Source organism: Kitasatospora purpeofusca (assembly GCF_036010405.1).
In the GTDB taxonomy this organism is placed as follows: domain Bacteria; phylum Actinomycetota; class Actinomycetes; order Streptomycetales; family Streptomycetaceae; genus Kitasatospora; species Kitasatospora purpeofusca.
Map to the genome: position 1 here is coordinate 7,772,151 of NZ_CP108561.1, position 16,822 is coordinate 7,788,972.

Annotated in this window: 17 protein-coding genes; 12 read left to right on the top strand and 5 right to left on the bottom strand. The window is 72.8% G+C overall.

Annotated features, from left to right (window positions below; translation table 11 throughout):
• The first annotated feature begins 10 nt into the window (after positions 1–10).
• Positions 11–538: a hypothetical protein gene (locus OG715_RS34015; protein ID WP_327064178.1), complete on the top strand. Its 528-nt coding sequence runs from the start codon at positions 11–13 to the stop codon at positions 536–538.
• Complete coding sequence (locus OG715_RS34020; protein ID WP_266273432.1) at positions 538–4,638, top strand: LysM peptidoglycan-binding domain-containing protein; 4,101 nt, start codon at positions 538–540, stop codon at positions 4,636–4,638. The genes OG715_RS34015 and OG715_RS34020 overlap by 1 nt, the downstream gene beginning before the upstream one ends.
• A 108-nt stretch (positions 4,639–4,746) precedes the next feature.
• On the opposite strand, the gene OG715_RS34025 is transcribed toward OG715_RS34020, so the two are convergent.
• Positions 4,747–5,523: a MerR family transcriptional regulator gene (locus OG715_RS34025; protein WP_266273431.1), complete on the bottom strand. Its 777-nt coding sequence runs from the start codon at positions 5,521–5,523 to the stop codon at positions 4,747–4,749.
• Entirely contained in the window at positions 5,520–6,617 is a 1,098-nt protein-coding gene (locus tag OG715_RS34030) for a serine hydrolase domain-containing protein (RefSeq protein ID WP_266273430.1), read from the bottom strand. Before OG715_RS34030 ends, OG715_RS34025 begins: the two co-directional genes overlap by 4 nt.
• Positions 6,618–6,833: 216 nt before the next feature.
• Between OG715_RS34030 and OG715_RS34035 the strand changes: the two genes are divergently transcribed.
• The 4 genes from OG715_RS34035 (at position 6,834) to OG715_RS34050 (ending at position 11,573) form a co-directional block, all read left to right on the top strand.
• Complete coding sequence (locus OG715_RS34035; protein ID WP_266273429.1) at positions 6,834–7,571, top strand: hypothetical protein; 738 nt, start codon at positions 6,834–6,836, stop codon at positions 7,569–7,571.
• 271 nt (positions 7,572–7,842) lie between these two features.
• On the top strand, positions 7,843–9,891 hold the full coding sequence (locus tag OG715_RS34040; protein ID WP_266273428.1) for a hypothetical protein: 2,049 nt from the start codon (positions 7,843–7,845) through the stop codon (positions 9,889–9,891).
• Positions 9,892–9,897: 6 nt separating this feature from the next.
• The gene (locus OG715_RS34045; protein WP_266273427.1) at positions 9,898–10,368 is read left to right on the top strand and encodes a hypothetical protein; all 471 of its coding nucleotides are present in this window, start codon (positions 9,898–9,900) and stop codon (positions 10,366–10,368) included.
• A 32-nt stretch (positions 10,369–10,400) separates the two neighbouring features.
• Positions 10,401–11,573, top strand: coding sequence for a DUF6183 family protein (locus tag OG715_RS34050; protein WP_266273426.1), 1,173 nt, complete (start codon positions 10,401–10,403; stop codon positions 11,571–11,573).
• A gap of 118 nt (positions 11,574–11,691) precedes the next feature.
• On the opposite strand, the gene OG715_RS34055 is transcribed toward OG715_RS34050, so the two are convergent.
• Positions 11,692–12,177, bottom strand: coding sequence for a hypothetical protein (locus OG715_RS34055; RefSeq protein WP_266273425.1), 486 nt, complete (start codon positions 12,175–12,177; stop codon positions 11,692–11,694).
• 248 nt (positions 12,178–12,425) lie between these two features.
• Complete coding sequence (locus OG715_RS34060) at positions 12,426–13,052, bottom strand: helix-turn-helix domain-containing protein (RefSeq protein ID WP_266273424.1); 627 nt, start codon at positions 13,050–13,052, stop codon at positions 12,426–12,428.
• 139 nt (positions 13,053–13,191) lie between these two features.
• Here OG715_RS34060 and OG715_RS34065 point away from each other — a divergent pair, with 139 nt between their 5' ends.
• The 3 genes from OG715_RS34065 (at position 13,192) to OG715_RS34075 (ending at position 14,400) form a co-directional block, all read left to right on the top strand.
• A complete protein-coding gene (locus tag OG715_RS34065) occupies positions 13,192–13,524 on the top strand; it encodes a hypothetical protein (protein WP_266273423.1) in 333 nt (110 codons plus the stop codon).
• 222 nt (positions 13,525–13,746) lie between these two features.
• Positions 13,747–14,067, top strand: coding sequence for a hypothetical protein (locus OG715_RS34070; RefSeq protein WP_266273422.1), 321 nt, complete (start codon positions 13,747–13,749; stop codon positions 14,065–14,067).
• Positions 14,068–14,088: 21 nt separating this feature from the next.
• Complete coding sequence (locus tag OG715_RS34075) at positions 14,089–14,400, top strand: hypothetical protein (protein WP_266273421.1); 312 nt, start codon at positions 14,089–14,091, stop codon at positions 14,398–14,400.
• A gap of 95 nt (positions 14,401–14,495) precedes the next feature.
• Here the strand turns inward: OG715_RS34075 and OG715_RS42520 are convergent, their stop codons facing one another.
• Positions 14,496–15,404, bottom strand: coding sequence for a DUF6879 family protein (locus tag OG715_RS42520; RefSeq protein WP_353962756.1), 909 nt, complete (start codon positions 15,402–15,404; stop codon positions 14,496–14,498).
• Between the two features lie 77 nt (positions 15,405–15,481).
• Here OG715_RS42520 and OG715_RS34085 point away from each other — a divergent pair, with 77 nt between their 5' ends.
• From OG715_RS34085 to OG715_RS34095, 3 genes are read left to right on the top strand one after another with little or no spacing between them, the layout of a single operon-like run.
• A complete protein-coding gene (locus OG715_RS34085) occupies positions 15,482–16,363 on the top strand; it encodes a helix-turn-helix domain-containing protein (protein ID WP_266273420.1) in 882 nt (293 codons plus the stop codon).
• Positions 16,360–16,545, top strand: coding sequence for a DUF397 domain-containing protein (locus OG715_RS34090; RefSeq protein WP_266273419.1), 186 nt, complete (start codon positions 16,360–16,362; stop codon positions 16,543–16,545). The genes OG715_RS34085 and OG715_RS34090 overlap by 4 nt, the downstream gene beginning before the upstream one ends.
• A complete protein-coding gene (locus tag OG715_RS34095; RefSeq protein WP_266273418.1) occupies positions 16,542–16,775 on the top strand; it encodes a DUF397 domain-containing protein in 234 nt (77 codons plus the stop codon). Before OG715_RS34090 ends, OG715_RS34095 begins: the two co-directional genes overlap by 4 nt.
• The last annotated feature ends 47 nt before the right edge of the window (positions 16,776–16,822 follow it).

Here is a 16,822-nt window from a genome sequence, read left to right on the forward strand (position 1 = left end):
AGGGAACGCCATGGCACGCGCACACACACGCGCGGTGCGGCTGTTCCCTGCCCGGCCGCGGGGTCTGCGGCCGTTCCCTGTGAGGCGGTTCCGGGCCCGGCTGGGCGGTCCGCTCGGCGGCCGTTCGGACCGGGGCGCGCTGTCGATCTTCGTCGCCATCTGCGCGGCCTACGTGGTGCTGGTCATCGCGCTGGTCATCGACGCCGGCGGCAAGCTGCGGCTCGCCGAGCGGGTCGACGCCTACGCCCAGGAGGCCGCCCGGATGGCCGGTCAACAGCTGGACGAGGCAGCCCTGCTGAGGGGCGAGGGGTACAAACTGAGGGCACGGACCTACGTCGAGGCGGCGGCCGACAGCTACCTCGCGCTGTACGGCCTGTCGGCGGCCGACGTGGAATTCTCGCCGGACGGCGCCACCGTCACGATCACGGTGCGGGCCGAGTTCCGCCCCGTCCTGCTGGGCGAACTCGGCACACGGAAGGTCACGGGCAAGGGGAGCGCCACCCTCGTCCACGGAGTCAAGGAAGCGGAGACCGCCTGATGGCCGCGCCACGCGCCAAGGACCAGACCCGTGCCGGGCGTCCGGCCCGGGGAGCGAACGCCACCCCCGCGTCCGGCCGACGGCCGGCGCCGCTGCCGTCCCATCGGGCGCGCGGCGGCCGTCGGCGCGGCCGGGGCGGCGCCGTACTCGCCGCGATCGCGGCCCTGATCACCCTGCTCGTCCTGATGGTCGGCGTGCCCGCCCTGCTGCTGTACGGCACCCGGTCGGTGGCCGACATGGGCGAACTCGCGCCCGACGGCATCGGCGCGCTGCTGACCAGCCCCGACGACGGGCGGCTGTTCCTCTGGCTGCTGGTGGTGGTCGGCTGGGTCGGCTGGGCGTGCTTCGCGCTCTCCGTCCTGCTGGAGGTCCCGGCCCAGTTGCGCGGCCGGGTGGCCCGACGGATCCCCGCCTTCGGCTGGAGCCAGCGGGCCGCGGCCGGACTGGTCGGCGCGGTCATCGCCCTGGTGCCGGTGGCCGGTTCGGCCTTCGCCGCCACCGCCGAGCACGCGCCGGCCGCCGCCACCGCGCAGGTGGCCTCGGGCGCGCAGGCCGCCGCCGCGCAGGCCGCGCCGGCCGCAGCCCCCGCCGCCGACCCGCAGGCCGGTTACACCGTGCGCGACAGCCGCCCGGCCGACAGCCTGTGGTCCATCGCCGAGCGCCAACTCGGCTCCGGCGAGCGCTGGACGGAGATCGCCAAGCTCAACGACGGCCGGGTGATGGACGATTCGGGGAACCGGTTCGACGCAGACCGGCCGATCCAGCCCGGCTGGAAGCTCGCCATGCCGGCCGACGCCAAGCCCGACCAGACGGCCCCCGGGCCCGCCGCGCCCGCGCCCGCCCCGGCCGGGACGCCGCAGACCGGACCGGCCGGCGGCACGGCCCAGGGCGGCACCGTCACCGTGAAGGCCGGCGAGAGCCTGTCGGCGATCGCCGAACGCGAGCTGGGCGACGCGGAGGCCTGGCCGAAGCTGTTCGAGGCGAACCAGGGCGTCCAGGCGCCCGACGGCGAGCGGCTCACCGACCCGGACGTGGTGGTGCCGGGCATGGTGCTCAGCCTGCCCGGTGCTCCGGCGCCCGCCCCGGCCCCCGCACCCGCTCCGGCTCCGGCGCCCGAGCAGGCGCCCGCCCCCGCGCCGACCCCGCCGCCGCCCGCGCCGAACACCCAGGCGCCCTCGGTGCCCGCCGCGCAGACGCCCGCCCCGGCGCAGCCGCCCGCCCAGACCCCGGCACCCGCGCAGCCCTCCGCGCAGGCCCCGGCCCCGGCGGGGACGCCCGCCCCGACGATCGGGGCCCAGGCCCCGGCCGCCCACGCCGAGAAGGCGGACGACGACTACGGTGTCGCCCTCGCCGCCTCCACCATCGGCGTGCTGCTCGCCGCGATCATGGTCGGGGCCGTCGCCCGCAAGCGCGGCGGCCAGCTGCGCGGACGCCGCCCCCGGCACCGCATCGCCATGCCCAGCGCCCCGGCCGCCGCCTTCGAGGCCGAACTGAAGGCCCGCCAGGACGACGCCGGACTGCACCTGCTCGACCGCGCCCTGCGCAGCATGGCCCGCAACACCGTCCGCGGCGGCAAGCGGCTGCCCGCGATCGTCGCCGCCCGGATCACCCCCGGTCGCACGATCGAGCTCCACCTCTCCGGCCCCGCCGCGCCCATCGCGCCGTTCCGCGCCGCCCACACGCCCGACATCTGGTGGTGCGCCGCCGACTCCGAGGGCCTGCTCTCGCCGGCCCAGGCCCGCAAGACCGCCGCCCCCTACCCGGCCCTGGTCACCCTGGGCTCGGCCGCGGACGGCTCGATCGTCCTCGCCGACCTGGAGACGGTCCGGCTGCTCCACCTCTCCGGACACCCGGACGACGCCCGCGACGTCCTGCGCACCCTGGCCCTCGAACTCGCCCACAGCCCGCTCGCGGACCGGCTCCACCTGCACCTGGTGGACCTCGCCGAGGAGATGCCGATCAGCGGCCCGGCCGCCGAGCGGATCCACCGCCACACCACCCTGGAGGCCGCGCTCGCCGCACTCGGCCCGCGCACCGCCAAGGCCCGGGCCACCCTGGTCTCGGCCGAGGCCGCCAGCCCCCGGGACGCCCGCAGCCGGGGCCTGGCCGACGAGTCCTGGGTCCCCGAGATCGTGCTCTGCGGCCACCAGCCCGGCGGCGGCATCCCGGCCGAACTCGGCCGGCTGCTCGACGCCAGGCCCCGCACCTGCGTCGCCGTCGTCACCCGCGCCCCCGAGCGCGGCACCGGCCCGGTCGCCCGCTGGACCCTCCCGGCCACCGGCCAGGCCACCGTGCCCGGCCTGCACCTCACCCTGGAGCTCCAGCGCCTGACCACCGGCCAGTACGAGCAGGTCACCGAGCTGCTCCGGGCCGCCGACGACAGCACCCAGCACCCCGCCCCCGCGTGGACCCTGGACGGCGACGAGCTGGAGCCCGCCGACCTCCCGGTCGCCGTCCCGGTCCTCGCGGGCGTCGGCGCGGCCTCGGGCTCCGGGGCGGACTGTCCGGCGGGCGGCTTCTCGCTCGCCGCGCTGGACGCCGCCCTGGGCGACCCGGACTCCGGGGACGACACGGACGACGACCTCGGCGGCGGCCGGGCCGCAGCCGGACCTCGGCTGCTGGCGCGGGTGATCGGCACCGGGGCCAGCCCGTTCGCGGGCACCGACCCGGCGGCTCCGGTCCCGGCGCCCGCCGGACCGGCCGCGCTGCCGGCCCCGCGGCACCTCGTCAACGGGCTCGGCCGGCAGGCCGGCGCCGCCACCGGGCCGCTGCCGGTGGCACCGGCGGTCGCCGTGGTGCCGGGCGTGGTGCCCGGCGCGGTGCCTGGAGCGGTCCCCGCCGCGGTGCCCACCGGGCCGGCCGCCGCCTTCCCGGTCGCGCCGCCCGCCGGGCCGGAGACCGACGGCGGCGGATCCGACGGCCCCGGAGCGTCCGACGGCTACGAGGGGGACGAGACCACCCAGAACCTCGGCCTGCCGACCGCTGTCGTGCCCGTCCAGCCGGTCGCGCCGGTCGCGCCGGTCGCGCCGGTCGCCCCGGCTGCCCCGGTGCCGCCGATGGGGCCGGTGGGTCCGGTGTCTCCGGCGGTCGAGGACCCGTTCTCGGCACCCGTTACCCCCGCACCCGCCGTCCCCGAACCCGCCACCCCCGCTCCCGAACCCACCCCCGAGCCCGTACCGACGCACGACCCGGCCCCCGCGCCCACCGGCGCCGACCCGCGCGTCCCCGCCAGGCCCGAGCCGGGCCCGTCCGCCACCGCGCTCGTCCGGACCACCTCCGGGCGCAGCGACTGCGACGACCTGCTCGCCATCCTCCGTTCGCCGGAGGCCCACGCCGTCCGCAACGCCCCCCGGATCCGCCTGCTCGGACCGGTCGACGTCGCGGGCACCGGCGGCACCGCCGAACCGGGTGCGCTCGGCCGGCTCACCGAGCTCGCCGCCTACCTGGCCCTGCGCCCCGGCGCCGACCACGCCGCCCTCGACCACGACCTGCACCCGGGGGCGGCCCACCTCGACCCGCACCCCACCGCCGCCGACGCCCGGAACCCGCTGTCCGACAAGCTCGCCGACCTGGCGGCCTGGCTGGGCACCACCTCGGACGGCCGGCCCCTGCTGGTCACCGGCCAGGCCGAGGGCTGCACCTTCGCCCCGGCCGTGACCTGCGACTGGGACGAGTTCCGCAGCCTCTACCGGCGCGGCATGCGCAGCACCAGCGCCACCGCCGACGCGGCCCTCGCCCACGCCCTCGCCCTGGTCCGCGGCGCCCCGTTCGCGGAGGCCCCGCCCGCCTCGTACGGCTGGGCCGAGGCCGAACGGCAGGACATGATCGCCGCGATCGTCGACACCGCCCACGAACTCGCCGCCCGCCGCCTCCAGTACGGCGACCACCGCAGCGCCGAGGCCGCCGTCTTCCGCGGCCTCGCCGTCGCCCCGGACGTCGAACTCCTGCACCGCGACCTGTTCTACGCCTACGCCTCGGCCGGCGCCCGCGACCAACTCCTGCGCGCCGTCAACCGCCTCGACGCCCTCAGCCGCCGAACCGGCCGCGAACTCGACGCCGACACCATCGCCCTCCTCCGCGACCTCCTCGCCGGCTCCTGACCCACCGTCCCATCAGCACTCCCACCGCGCCCCGCCCGGCCCGAGCGCCGAGCGGGGCGCGGTGCGTCCTGCCCCGCCTCGGTCGGTCCGGCCCGCACGAGGATGCCGTCATCGGTGCGGCACGGTTACGCCTGCGGAGCGGAGTCTGGCCTCGGTGAGCGCGGTCAGCCGGGCCGCGACCGGGGCCCGGTCCTCGCGGTGGTTGTTGATCAGCTTGTACTGGGCCGAAGCCTTGGCCCATGCCTGTCGGCTGCCGTGATCCCCCAACAGCGCGGGGTTGGCGAGGTAGCGGTCGGCCATGGCGGTCGCGAGTTCTTCGATCCTCGGATCGTCCGGTTCCCAGCTTTCGGCCTCCCAGCCGCGCTTGGTCAGGTCGACGTACTCCGGGTCGTCCAGCCCGTGTTCGAGCTGGGACAGGAAGCCGTCGAAGCCCTCCGGTACCAGTGCCCGGGCCAGTACCAGGGCCTCGTGCTGCGCGGCCACGTAGTCGGGGCCGAAGCCGAGGCCGGGCATCCGGTCCAGGACCGCGCAGGCACGGTCGGGCAGCAGGGCCCGGTCGCCGTCGGCGAGCCGGTGCAGCGTGTCGCGGCGGGCGACCAGCTCATCGATGCGTTCGGTGAGCTGCCGCTCGACGTCGGCGAGCGCGGCGCCGAACCGTGCGGCGTCGGCGTCGAGCATGGGCCCGATCTCGGCCAGCGGCACGCCTGCGGCGGCCAACGTCCGTACCTGCACCAGGTGCAGCAGCTCGCCGGATCCGTACCGTCGGTAGCCGGAGCTGTCACGTTCCGGCTCCGCGACCAGGCCGAGCTTGTGGTAGTGCCGCACCGTCTTCACCGTGACGCCGACGAAGGCCGCAGCCTGTCCGATCGTGACTCCGTTCCTCATCGGCCCAGCTTGCCGCAGAGCACCTCGTCTACGAAACGCTGTTGGGCGGTCCGGAACGCCGGTGCTATCGACAGTTCGGCGTCGTCCACCCAGGTCAGCCCGGCGGTCAGGGTCCTGCTGCCGTCGCGGGTGCTGTACATCAGCGCCGCCGAGCCCATGGTGGCGCCGTTGTGGTGGAAGACCGTGCCACCCTCCGTTTCCTGCGCGAACACCCCCAGGCCGTAGCCGACGGTCGCCTCCGGCGTGCGCATCTCGGCCAGCAGGTCGGCCGGGAGGAGCTTGCCGCCCATCAGCGCGGAGAAGTAGGTGTGCAGGTCCTGAGTGGTCGAGATCATGTCGCCACCGGCTCCGACCCAGGACGGGTTCTGACGGGTGACATCGACCGTCCGCTCCTGCCCGGCGTCCTCGTAGCGGTAGTAGCCGTGGTTGTGCGGCTCGGGGATCTCCGGCGAGGCGCCCGGCGCCACGGTGCCGGTCATCCCCAGCGGTCCCAGGACCAGCCGCTGCAACTCCTCGGCGAACGCATGGCCGGTGACCTTCTCGACCACCAGCCGGGCCAGCACGTAGTTGGTGTTCGCATAGCTCCAGCCCGTACCCGGCGCGAACCGCGCAGGCTTGGACAACGACAGCCGCACCAGCTCTTCGGGCAGGTAGGTCCTGAACCGGTTGTCCACCCACTCCTTGCCCTGCCAGGGGACCCCCAGCACGATCGTCCCGTCCTCGTAGAGCTCGCCGGTGTGGTTGAAGATCCCGCTGGTGTGCTGCAGCAGCATCCGCACAGTGATCCGCGGGTCGAGATCGAACTCGGGCAGGTAGTCACCGGCCGGGGTGTCCAGGCCGATCCTGCCCTCGGCCACCAGCAGGAGCACCGAGGTGGCGACGAAGCTCTTGGTGCTGCTGCCGATCCGGAAGTGCCCGTTCGTCAGCGGCTCGGCGCTCCGGCCCAGCTCGCGCGCACCGGCGCTGCCGACCCACTCGCCCTGCTCGTCGTTCACCCGGAGCTGGACCCCGACGAAACCGGACTCGGCCAGCTCCTCGATCGCCTTCTGCAGCTCCGGACGATCCTGCCCCTGGTCGGAAAGGTCGGTGGACATGGTGCTCCTTCACATCGGTGGTGCCCGGGTCGGCGTCCTGCCGCTGCGACGAGCCTCCGCCCTGACCCAAGGTCAACCTCAACTGTGATCCACCCCACAGTCGCTCCGGTCGGCACGACTGCGAGCGAGAACTCCGAGCCCCGCTCCGGATCCTGGCCGCCGCTCCGCTCGCCCGCGATGCGGCCGGCTGTCACACCGGTCTGATGGGATGCCCGCATGACTGACTGGTCGCAACTCAGCCACGCCTACGGCTCCGCGGACGACATACCCGCCCTGCTCGACCGGATCGAGGCGGATCCGAGTGCCGAGAGCTGGAGCGACCTCTGGTCGGCGCTCTGCCATCAGGGCAGTGTCTACTCGGCCAGCTTCGCGGCGCTTCCCCGGCTGACGGCGATCGCCGTTGCCGCATCCGACCCTAAGGAGCAGCTGAACGCACTGCACCTGGCAGCCGGGATCGTGGCGGGGGCGGACCAGTTGAACGAGGTCGGCGACGTCCGTGCGAAGAACGCCCAGGACATCGCCGACCTGCTGCGCGCGGCGAACGAGCACCTTCGGACGGCTCCCGACCGCTCCGACTACATCTACCTGCTCGAAGCCGTCCTGGCCTTCGAAGGTGTACCGGTCTGGGGCGAGGAGCTGGCCGACGGACTCGTGAACGAGGAGTACCAGACCTCCTGTCCCCGGTGCGAAACCGATCTGTTCATCGCCATGGGCGAATACGGCTACTTCTCCACGAGCGGCGACTACGCCCTGCACGACAACGTCGAGAAGGCGCCCCTCCGACCCGCGGACCCCGGTGACCTGCACGGCATCGGCCTGCGCCTGCACAGCCTCGCCCTCGGCGACGGTCAGCGTGACGTCGCCACCGCGTTGACCTACCTCTTCGGGGGCGCGCGCTGCACGGACTGCGGGGCGGACTTCGTGGTGGCCGACCGGTTGGGCGAATTCTGCTGACGTCGCCGCGGCAGGGACCGGGCGCGGAACAGGAAGTCGGCCCGGTCGACTTCTTGCTCCAGCGCCTGCCCCGGCCTGCGGGGTCCCGGCGCCGGGACCCGTTCACCCACCCGGCCTGGCTCCGGCATCACCCGATCTCGTAGGGTGGCGCCCGTGGTGTGGTGACAGGGGCCACACGGGGTACGAGGCAGCAGAACGCCGCTCAGCGGCGGGGCGGGGCGGTGACCTGGACATGGCGGAGACTACGGCGGTCCCCGGAGGTTCCGACCCCGTGACGGACGCCGGCCCCGGCCCCCAGGACGCCGTACCGCCGAGGTTCGCGCGGAACGCCTACGAGGAGCACCCGCCGGGCCCGGCCGCGCTCTACGAGCCCCCGGCGCCGCAGCCCGCCCCGGTCCCGCAGCCCGTCGCGATTCCGCAGCCCGCCCCGGGCCCGGTGGCGGGACCGCCCGCGCCGTCCACCGGATGGACCGTCACCGGCATGCCCGCCATGGGCGGCGCACCCGTCGTCCCGGCCCCGGCCGGTGCGACACCGCTGCCGTTCACCGTCCCCGGCGCCACTCCCGCGCACGGCCTGTCCGGCATCGGCGGCGCCCTGGGCAGCGGCCCGCGCGGCCGGATCCTGGCCGTCGAGGGCGGCTACGGCACCTCCGGCCGCCGCACCTGGGGCCGAGGCGGCCCCGCCCAGGCCCCGGTGCTGTCCGCGATGCTCGCCGCCGTCTCCCCGCAGGTGCTGCTCGCCGCCGACACCGTCGACGCCGTGCACCTGCCCGGCGCCAGCGACCCGCACACCGTGCTCGCCCACCTGCGCGCCGCCGCCCGTCACCCCGGACCGCTGCTCGTCCACCTCGGCGGCCACCTGCTCGCCGACAAGCGCGGCGGCCAGCTCCACCTCACCCTGCGCGACTCCAAGCCCGGCAGCATCCGTCAGGACGGCCTCGCCTGGCAGTCGATCGCCGGCGAGCTGCGGCACCGCCCGGCGGAGTGGCAGACCCTCGTCGTCGCCGACCTGAGCGCCGATCAGAACGCCTGGTCGCTGCTCCAGGGCGACCTCGCGCCGTTCAGCGAGGGCCTGCCGCTGTGGGCGGTGGTCAGCCCCGACCCGGACCAGATCGGCACCTTCACCCGTGCCCTGATCGAGGCCCTGCACGGCGGCCGCCCGGGCGGCGAGGCCGTCCTCGCGCCGGAACAACTGCGCCACCAGGTCTACTCGGTGCTCCGCCCGGACGTGATCGTGGTCAGCACCCACGCCCCGGACCGCCCGTTCTTCCGCAACACCGCGCGGCGCGGCGAGGGGGCACCGACCGAGTTCGCCCCGTACGAGGCCCCGAGCCCGGCCGCCGTCCTGCCCCGTCCGGCCGCGCCGGACGAGGTCAGCTGGGACGACCGGCCCTGGGGCGAGTCGCCCCGGGACGCCGCCGTCCCGCAGGACGCGGTGCCGGGTCCCCGGTCGGCCGTCACCCTGGACAAGCCGTCCGTCGCTGCCCCGGCCGCTGCCGCCCCGGCGCGCCTGCCCGACGGGCCCGTGAACCTGCTCAAGCCCGGCGTACCGCCCACCCCGCCGCCCCCGCCGCACCCGGTCGACCTGCGGAAGGCCGGCGCCTGGCAGCCGCCGGCGGCGGAGCCCGAGCTCGTGGTCGGGGCCGTGCCGGAGGTCGTGCCCGAGCCCGAGGCCGTGGCTGAACCGGAGGCCGTCGAGGCGCCGGAGTCGGAGCCCACCGACGCGGCCCCGGTCGGCGCGCCGCCCACCGACGCCGAGCCCGAGGCGGCTCGGCCCGAGGACGCGACCACCGAGGAGCCCGAGGCGGCGCCCGCGTCGGAGGCCGCGCCGGAACCCGTGCCCGCGCCCGCCCCCGCGCCGGAACGCTCCGAGCCCCGCGCCGACTACCGCGAGGTCATCGGCCGGATCGTCCGCAGCGCCGACGCCGGTGACCACGCGGCCGCCACCGACCTGGCCTTCGCCCTGGAACTGGAGGCGATCGCCGAGCACGGTCCGGTGTCCGCACCCGTCCTCCAGGTCCGTCAGGTCCGCGCCCACGTGTCCCGGCTCGCCGGCCGGACGGCCGAGGCCGCCGGCATCTACCGCGAGGTCGCCCTGACCCTGCTCCGCAGCGAGGGGCCCGAGCACCCGGAGACCCAGCACGCGGCGACCAACGCCGAGGCCTGCTGGCGGGCGATCCCGGACCGTGAGGAGGCCCTGCGGATCGCCCCGGAGATCATCGAACTGCGCGCCCACCTCCCGGGCCCCGACGGCCGCAAGCTCCGCGCCGCCGAACGCCACCTCGCCACCCTGGCCGGCCCCCGCCCCGACCCCGCCTGACCGGCGATGGGTTTCTGGTCGGCGTGGCGGGAGAACCGCCGCTCCCTCAAGCGATCGCTCCGGACGGGTGAGCCCTGGCCGGAGGCGGACCTGTCGGAGTTCGTCGCGGCGATCGAGGCGTCGGGACTCTTCGAGTCGACGGAAGCGGTGACGGTCGCGCCGGGGAGCGTCGACCTCTACCTGGAGGCACCCACCGGCCAGGCCTTCGTCGTCATGGTCGCGGACGGCTCCGACTCCTGCCGGATCATCTGCGACGCCTACGTCTTCGACTGGGTTCCGACGTGCCTGGCGCTGGAGTTCCTCCGGACCGTCATGGCCGGCGAGATCGAAGTGGACTTCTCGACCTCGCGCCGCCGGGTGCTGCTGGGCGTCCCACTGACCGGCGAGGGCACCTGGCGGGACTCCCGCTGGTTCGACGACGACCTCGCCCCGTGGGAGACCCGGGCGATGGCGCGCGGCCGAACACCCACGCCCTGACGGACATCGGCCGCGTCGTATGCTCGTCCGCTGTGGACGACGCCGAGCTGACGAAGCTCACGACGATACCGATGACCAGCAAGAACGCCCGGATGCTGGAGCGGACGGCCCGCCGTCGGCTTCGGCGCGACGGGGCGGCCTTCGTGGCCGGCCTCGGCATCGGGCTGGCACCGCGGCACCGCTCGTTGCCGGCCGGCTCCGAGGCCTCGGAGGCGTTCGACGACCTCTTGGACCGCCTGGTGCGCCTGCTGGCGGTGACCCGCGGCCCCGGGCACGTCGACGAGCTGCTGCGGCTGCTGGCCGCGAGCAGGCCGGACGACTCCGAGCACGACCGCTACGTGGCCTCCCTGCTGGCCTCCTGCCAACGGCCCGCCGACCTCGCCGCGGTGTACGAGGAGAAGGCCGTTGCCTCCGATGAGCTGCGGGCCTGCCTGCTGCACGAACTGGTGCTCCGGGGAGTCCCGGTGGCGGAGCTCCCGGGCATCGCCGCTTGGGCGACCTCCCCGCACTGGCGCGACCACCCGTTGGCCGCGCTGCCGCTGGTGCCTACGGAGCCGGAACGGGACCCGGACCTGCCGGCCTACTCGGTCGACGGCAGCAGCTGCGGGTTCCCCTACCCGGACCCGGACGATCGCTACCCGGCTCCCCGGCTCGATGCCGCGCCGGTGGCGGCGGTGGAGACGACGACCGCCGCCACCGCCCGGGCCATGGCGTCGGCGGTGGCGAACTGGGCCGAGCACCCGGAGGAGCCGGAGGGACGCGTCGAAGCGCGGACCTTCGCCTTCGCGGAGCCCCTGGAGCCCGGGGCCGTGCCCGGTGCACTCCTCGCGCTGGGCCTGGACTGCCTGACCGACCTGGGCGAGCTGCCGGAGCCCGGGCGGAGGACCGCGTTCGGGGTGGTCCCCGTCGAGGCGGCCGAGGTCTGGCAGTCCCTGTTCGCCGCCTCCTCCACCGGCGGCGCCTACGACTCGGCCTGCTACGGCGCCTACGGACGGCTCCACGCCCGGCGCTCGCTGGCCGCACTCGCCGGGGCCCCGCCGGACGCCCCGCCGAGCGAGGTGGAGGCCCGCGTCCGGGAGTGCACCTGGTACCGCTTCGGCGCGGACACCCCGTGGTTCCACCGGGTGGTCTGGGACCTGGGCGTACTGGCCGTCACCCAGGACCGCCGCCGCCTGGCCGTCCTGGCAGCTACGACGACCGACTGACGGGGCCTCGGAGCAGTGGGAAGTCGGACCGCCCGACTTCCCACTCCGGTGCGGTGGCGTTGCGACGCACATCGTTCTTGCCCCGACCCATGAGTCGTGGCAGGAGGTACGAACCCGCTCAGCCGAAGCCGACCTCGGTGAAGCAGCAACCGCCGCGCTCGGCGGCGGGCAGGACCGGGCCCGGGGTGAGCCGCGGGGCCTGGCGGAAGTACTGGCGGAAGCCCGACGCGCGGAACCTCAGGTCGAACGCGTGGCCCTCGATGTGCCATTGCGGCCAGTCCTGCATGCCGTCGTCCGGTGCCAGCCGGTGCACATCGGCGATCTCCAGCTCCGGGTGCGTGCCCTTGAAGCCGAGGTCGCCCTCAAGGTCCCCGACCTCTTCGAAGACGAGCGTCGCGGGGGCGGTCCAGAAGGAGAAACTCTTCGCCGGCCTGACCGGGTGGACCCAGCGCACGATGTAGTCGAGGTCGAGCAGGAGCCTCGGCAGGATGTCCGTCTGTTGCAGGTGCAACCCGTGAATGGTGGCGTCGTGCCAGCCCATCTCCTCGAAGTCGGCATCGCTCCAGACGCTCTTCGCGAGACCCGATTCCTGGTGGCTGTCCATACCCGTATCCAACCAGGGCGGTTCGTCCCGGCCCGCCAGGGGTTGGCGGTGCACGTTCCGAAGAGCCGTCGGAGTGGGAAGTCGGACCGGCCGACTTCCCACTCCGAGCACGGTCCCGGCGACCGCCGGCCTGCGCACTCCACGGTCTGAGGGCGGTGCCGCCGACAACTGCCTCCGCACTGTGATCACCAGGGCGGGCGTTCTTCGAAGGCGTGCCGACTGCGGATCATGGCGTCACTATTTGGCAGTTACTGCGGACTGCCGTCGTCGAGTCCGGCAACGACCCGCATGTCCGCTTCGGACATGCCCAGAACCTTGGCGATCTCACGGGCGAGAAGGGGCTTTGGGTTGAGTTTGCCGTTTCGAAGCATGTGGATGGTGGACGGCGATCGTGCGGTCTCCACGGCCATCTCTTGGACCGGAATCCCGCGCAACTCCATCAACCCGGTGAGCACCCTTGCGAACGGATGCGGTTCCAGCTGCCCGGCCGGGCCGGCGGCCGGGCCGAGGACCACCTCGCCGATCTTGGCCTGGAATCGGATCAGTCGGTCACCCGCGAATCCGACCTTCGCGACGAAGGGCAGGGTCTCACCACTGCCGGAACCGGCCGTGCCCGGCACTGACACTTCTGTGAATGCTGCGGGTAGGCCGTGGTGGTCACTGTTGATCTCCAGGGGACGGCCCGGCTCGACATCGCTGATCCGCCAGTCGCGGTTCCACCAGGGAAGTTCCTGCAGCAGCTCGTTGAAGAAGGGCGGCAGTACGGTGACATCCACGGGGTCCGGAGGGTTCTTCTGACCGACCCAGATGATTCCGGGCCAGTACGTCAGCGCCGCGATCACGTCCGTCGTCAGTGTGCGGTTGGCAGTCTCCATATCCACACTCTCCCACCGGCCGGCAGGGCAATCCCTTGTCATCGGGCAGACGATGTCTGATGCAGCACTGGAGCTTGTTGCGAGCGCAGATCCTTCTTTGCGACGATCATGGTCCGGTACGAAGGGATGGCAGATCACCATGAGGCACGAGCCGGAGGCGTGGTACAGCGCCAGAACCTTCTACAGATGGCGGACCTGGGAAAACCGCCCCTACGAGGAGCGTGTCGTGCTGTTCCTGGCGCGGTCCCTCGACGAGGCCGTCGAACTGGCCGAGCGGGAGTCGGCCGAGTACGCCGGGGAGGGCGGTCTCGAAGTCCTCGACATGGTGCAGGCGTACCGGATCTCCGGTGGTGACGAGGCTGTGGGCGTGGGTACGGAGGTGTTCTCCAGACTGCATGCGCTCGACCTCCCGGAGAACGCGTTTCTCGACCGCTACGACTCGGGGCCGGCGCACACTCAGATCAGCGAGTGATGCTGCCGAAGCAGGACCCGGTCGGGCAGCGGCAGGCACCACGGCCTGCCGCCGCCACCGCACCGGCCCCGACCGGTCCCAGGGCCAGGGCGGATTGAACTCTCCGGGCCGGATCCGGCACTCCCCGGGTGACCGGCACCGGGAACGATGGACGGAGTTCTACGGGCATTTGTCAGATCCAATTCTGAAGAGGCGCCTTGTCGCTCTGGTTACCCTTGGCGCATGGAGCAGGACCATCCCCTTGTCCGCGACGTCTACCCGGACCTCGTCGCCGAGCTGACCACCCTCCTGGAGGGTGAAGGAGAACTCGACCTCGCCGACTGCGTGCAGAAGGTTCGCCTGGTAGGCGCGTGTGACTGCGGCGATGATTTCTGCCAGAGCATCCGGACGGCAGTTCGTCCGCCGGGACAGCCGTACGGTGTCGGCCATCGATGCGTGCCGCTCCTGCCCTCGAAAGGCACGGTGGCCCTGGATGTCGTGGACGGCCGGATCATGTACATCGAAGTGCTCGATCGCCCGCCGATGTGCTCTGAGCCCAGGTAGCGTCAGGGCCAGCGGGACGAGATGCACTTCGACGAGAACGAGTCGCAGGCTGTTCGAGAGGAACGCTTCGCCGCAGAACGGGCCGAACGCAGAGAGGCACGCAGGACTGCGCAGCTCGACTCGCGGGGAGCCCACCTCGGCGCGGCAATCGTGACCATCGCCCTGGTCCTCCTCGGCTGGTACGGCAAGCTGATCGCGCTGGGCATCGTCAGCGGAGTCTTTCTGCTCTGGTCCTCCGCAGCCCTCGCGTGGGCCCACGTCGATGGGGACCATGGCCGGCATGCACTCCAGCGCGCGTACAACGTCACCTTCGGATGGGGCGACGGGCTCTGAGCACCAGGCCCGCCGCTTTTGGTCCTCACGTACGCGTACTGCCTGCGTTGACCCTGTCCGGTGAGAACCGGTGCGCGTCTGTTGGAAGTCGGAGCTCACACGTCGGACGGTACCTCGGTGAGGAACGCCCGGTACGGAGTGGCGAAGTGCCAGGCGGAGTCGCGGACCTGGCAGGCACGAGTCACCTGAACCGGGTCGGTGATGAGCTCCACGCCGGTCAGATCGTCGTCGGAGTCGAAGTGCAACAGGGCGATCACGCGTGAGTCGAACAGCCAGGTGTCTTCGTCGGGAAGGCCCAGGCGATCGGCGTCGGCGCGCCAGAGGTAGCGGATGTCCTCGCCGACGGCGCTGTTCCGCTCGGCGTTGTCGAGCAGGTACCGCTGTCCTGGGGTTGGTGGGTTGTCCATGATCCGCACCCGCTCGAAGCGCTTGCCGAGGGCCACCTGCTCGCGGCGCGAGACGCACCACGGGTCCTCCAGGTCCCATCCGGGCGCCCTTCCGGCGGCGAACCGGTGGTAGGTCTCGGTCTGTACGTCGGACCGGTACCTGCGGCGGGTCTCCAGCCGGAAGGCCGTGTGCTCGAAGTTCTCGAACATGCCGTCGAACTCTTCGAAGCTGATCAGCGTCGGCTCCCGGTCTACGTATCGCGGGGAGTTGCTCCCCCTTGCTGTCGGTCTGAGATCCAGGATGACGCGGGAGTGGGCAGGCTCGGGCGCTGATTCTCGAATATCCTCCCGATCCCTCCGGGCCGAGGCGGAGCAGGGTGGTGCGCGCCCGGCGTGCGGGGGCGGGGGAGAGGTGCGGCGCGGGGCTTCGCACCGGTGTGCGCCTGTTGGTGGTGGTGCTTCGTGGTGGTGTCGATGTTCTTTGGTGTCAGGGGAGTTGGGCGTCAATGGAGAAATGGGAGGTGGTGAGCCCCTCGGGTCGGGTGGGCTCCGGTGGTCGGGAAGGCGTTCGAAGTGCGGGGATGGAGGGACCTTCTCGGGCCTACGCTGACGATGCATCCGACGCGCACGGTGCGTGCCTGCGCGGATGCGGACAGTGTGACGTGAGTGTGATCCGGAGATCAGGGGAGGCCGGGATGGCCGAGGTTCGGGGTGGCGGCGAGAGCGGCGACGTGAGGCCGGAGTTGGACGAGGACCTGTCGGAGGTCTCGGACTTCCTGCATGCGATCGGCCAGCAGATCAAGCTGCTGCGCGAGCAGGCGGGCCTGACGCAGAAGCAGTTCGCCAAGGAGGTCGGCTACACCGAGAGCCTGATCGGCTCGGTGGAGCAGGGGAAGCGGACGCCGCAGCGGGAGCTGCTGGAGGCGTCGGAGCGGCTGTTGGACGGCAGGGGGCTGCTGATCGCCGCCGCGGACGACATCGAGAAGGCGAAGGCGAAGGCGCGGGTGCGGCACCCGGAGTGGTTCCGGAACTACGCCACCCTTGAAGCATCGGCCCTCGAACACCACGACTGGAGTGCCTACTTGGCACCGGGGCTTCTCCAGACGGAGGAGTATGCCCGTGCGGTCTTCCGGATGCGACAGCCCTTGCTGACGGAGGAGAGGGTTGAGATCCGGGTGGCAGCTCGGATGGCGCGGCAGGAGGTTCTTGCCCGGTGGCCTCGCGCGGTCTTCAGCTGGGTGATCGACGAGAGCGTGCTGAACCGACGGCTCGGTGGTCCGGAGGTGCACAGGAGGCAGCTCGAACGGTTCCTGGAGATCGGGGAAACCCGGGGCATGACGCTTCAGGTCATGCCGATGGACCGGGCCGAGAACGCCGGTATGGATGGTTCGTTCATCCTCATCACGCCCAAGGGGCGCCCGCAGACCGGCTATATGGAGGTCCAGAGGAACGGTAGGCTCATTACCGATGCGGAGGAGGTCCGGTTCCTCAATGTGCGGTACGGCACCCTCAGAGCGCAGGCGCATTCTCCGCAGGAGTCCCTGTCCTTGATCGAAAAGATGCTGGGAGAGCGATGAGCAGCGATCTGGTGTGGTTCAAGAGCAGCTACAGCGGCGGCGAGGGCGGCGCTTGCGTCGAGATCGCCGAGGCGGCGGAATCGGTCCTGGTGCGTGATTCGAAGGACAAGTCGGGTCCGCAGTTGGCCTTTTCCTCCGAGGCGTGGCACTCGTTCGTCGAGTTCGCGCAGTCGGTTCGATGACCGGCAATCCACTGTGGTTCAAGAGCAGCCACAGCGGCGGCGAGGGTGGCGACTGCGTCGAGGTGTGGTTCAAGAGCAGCCACAGCGGCAACGAGGGCGGTGACTGTATCGAGGTCGCCGAGATCACGGACGCGGTCCTGGTGCGTGATTCGAAGGACAAGTCCGGTCCCCGGCTGGCCTTCTCCCCGACCGCCTGGCGCTCCTTCGTCGAGTTCGCGCAGTCGGTCTGACGTGACAGTGCGGCCGTCCGCCGATCGGCTGACGGCCGCACCGCCTT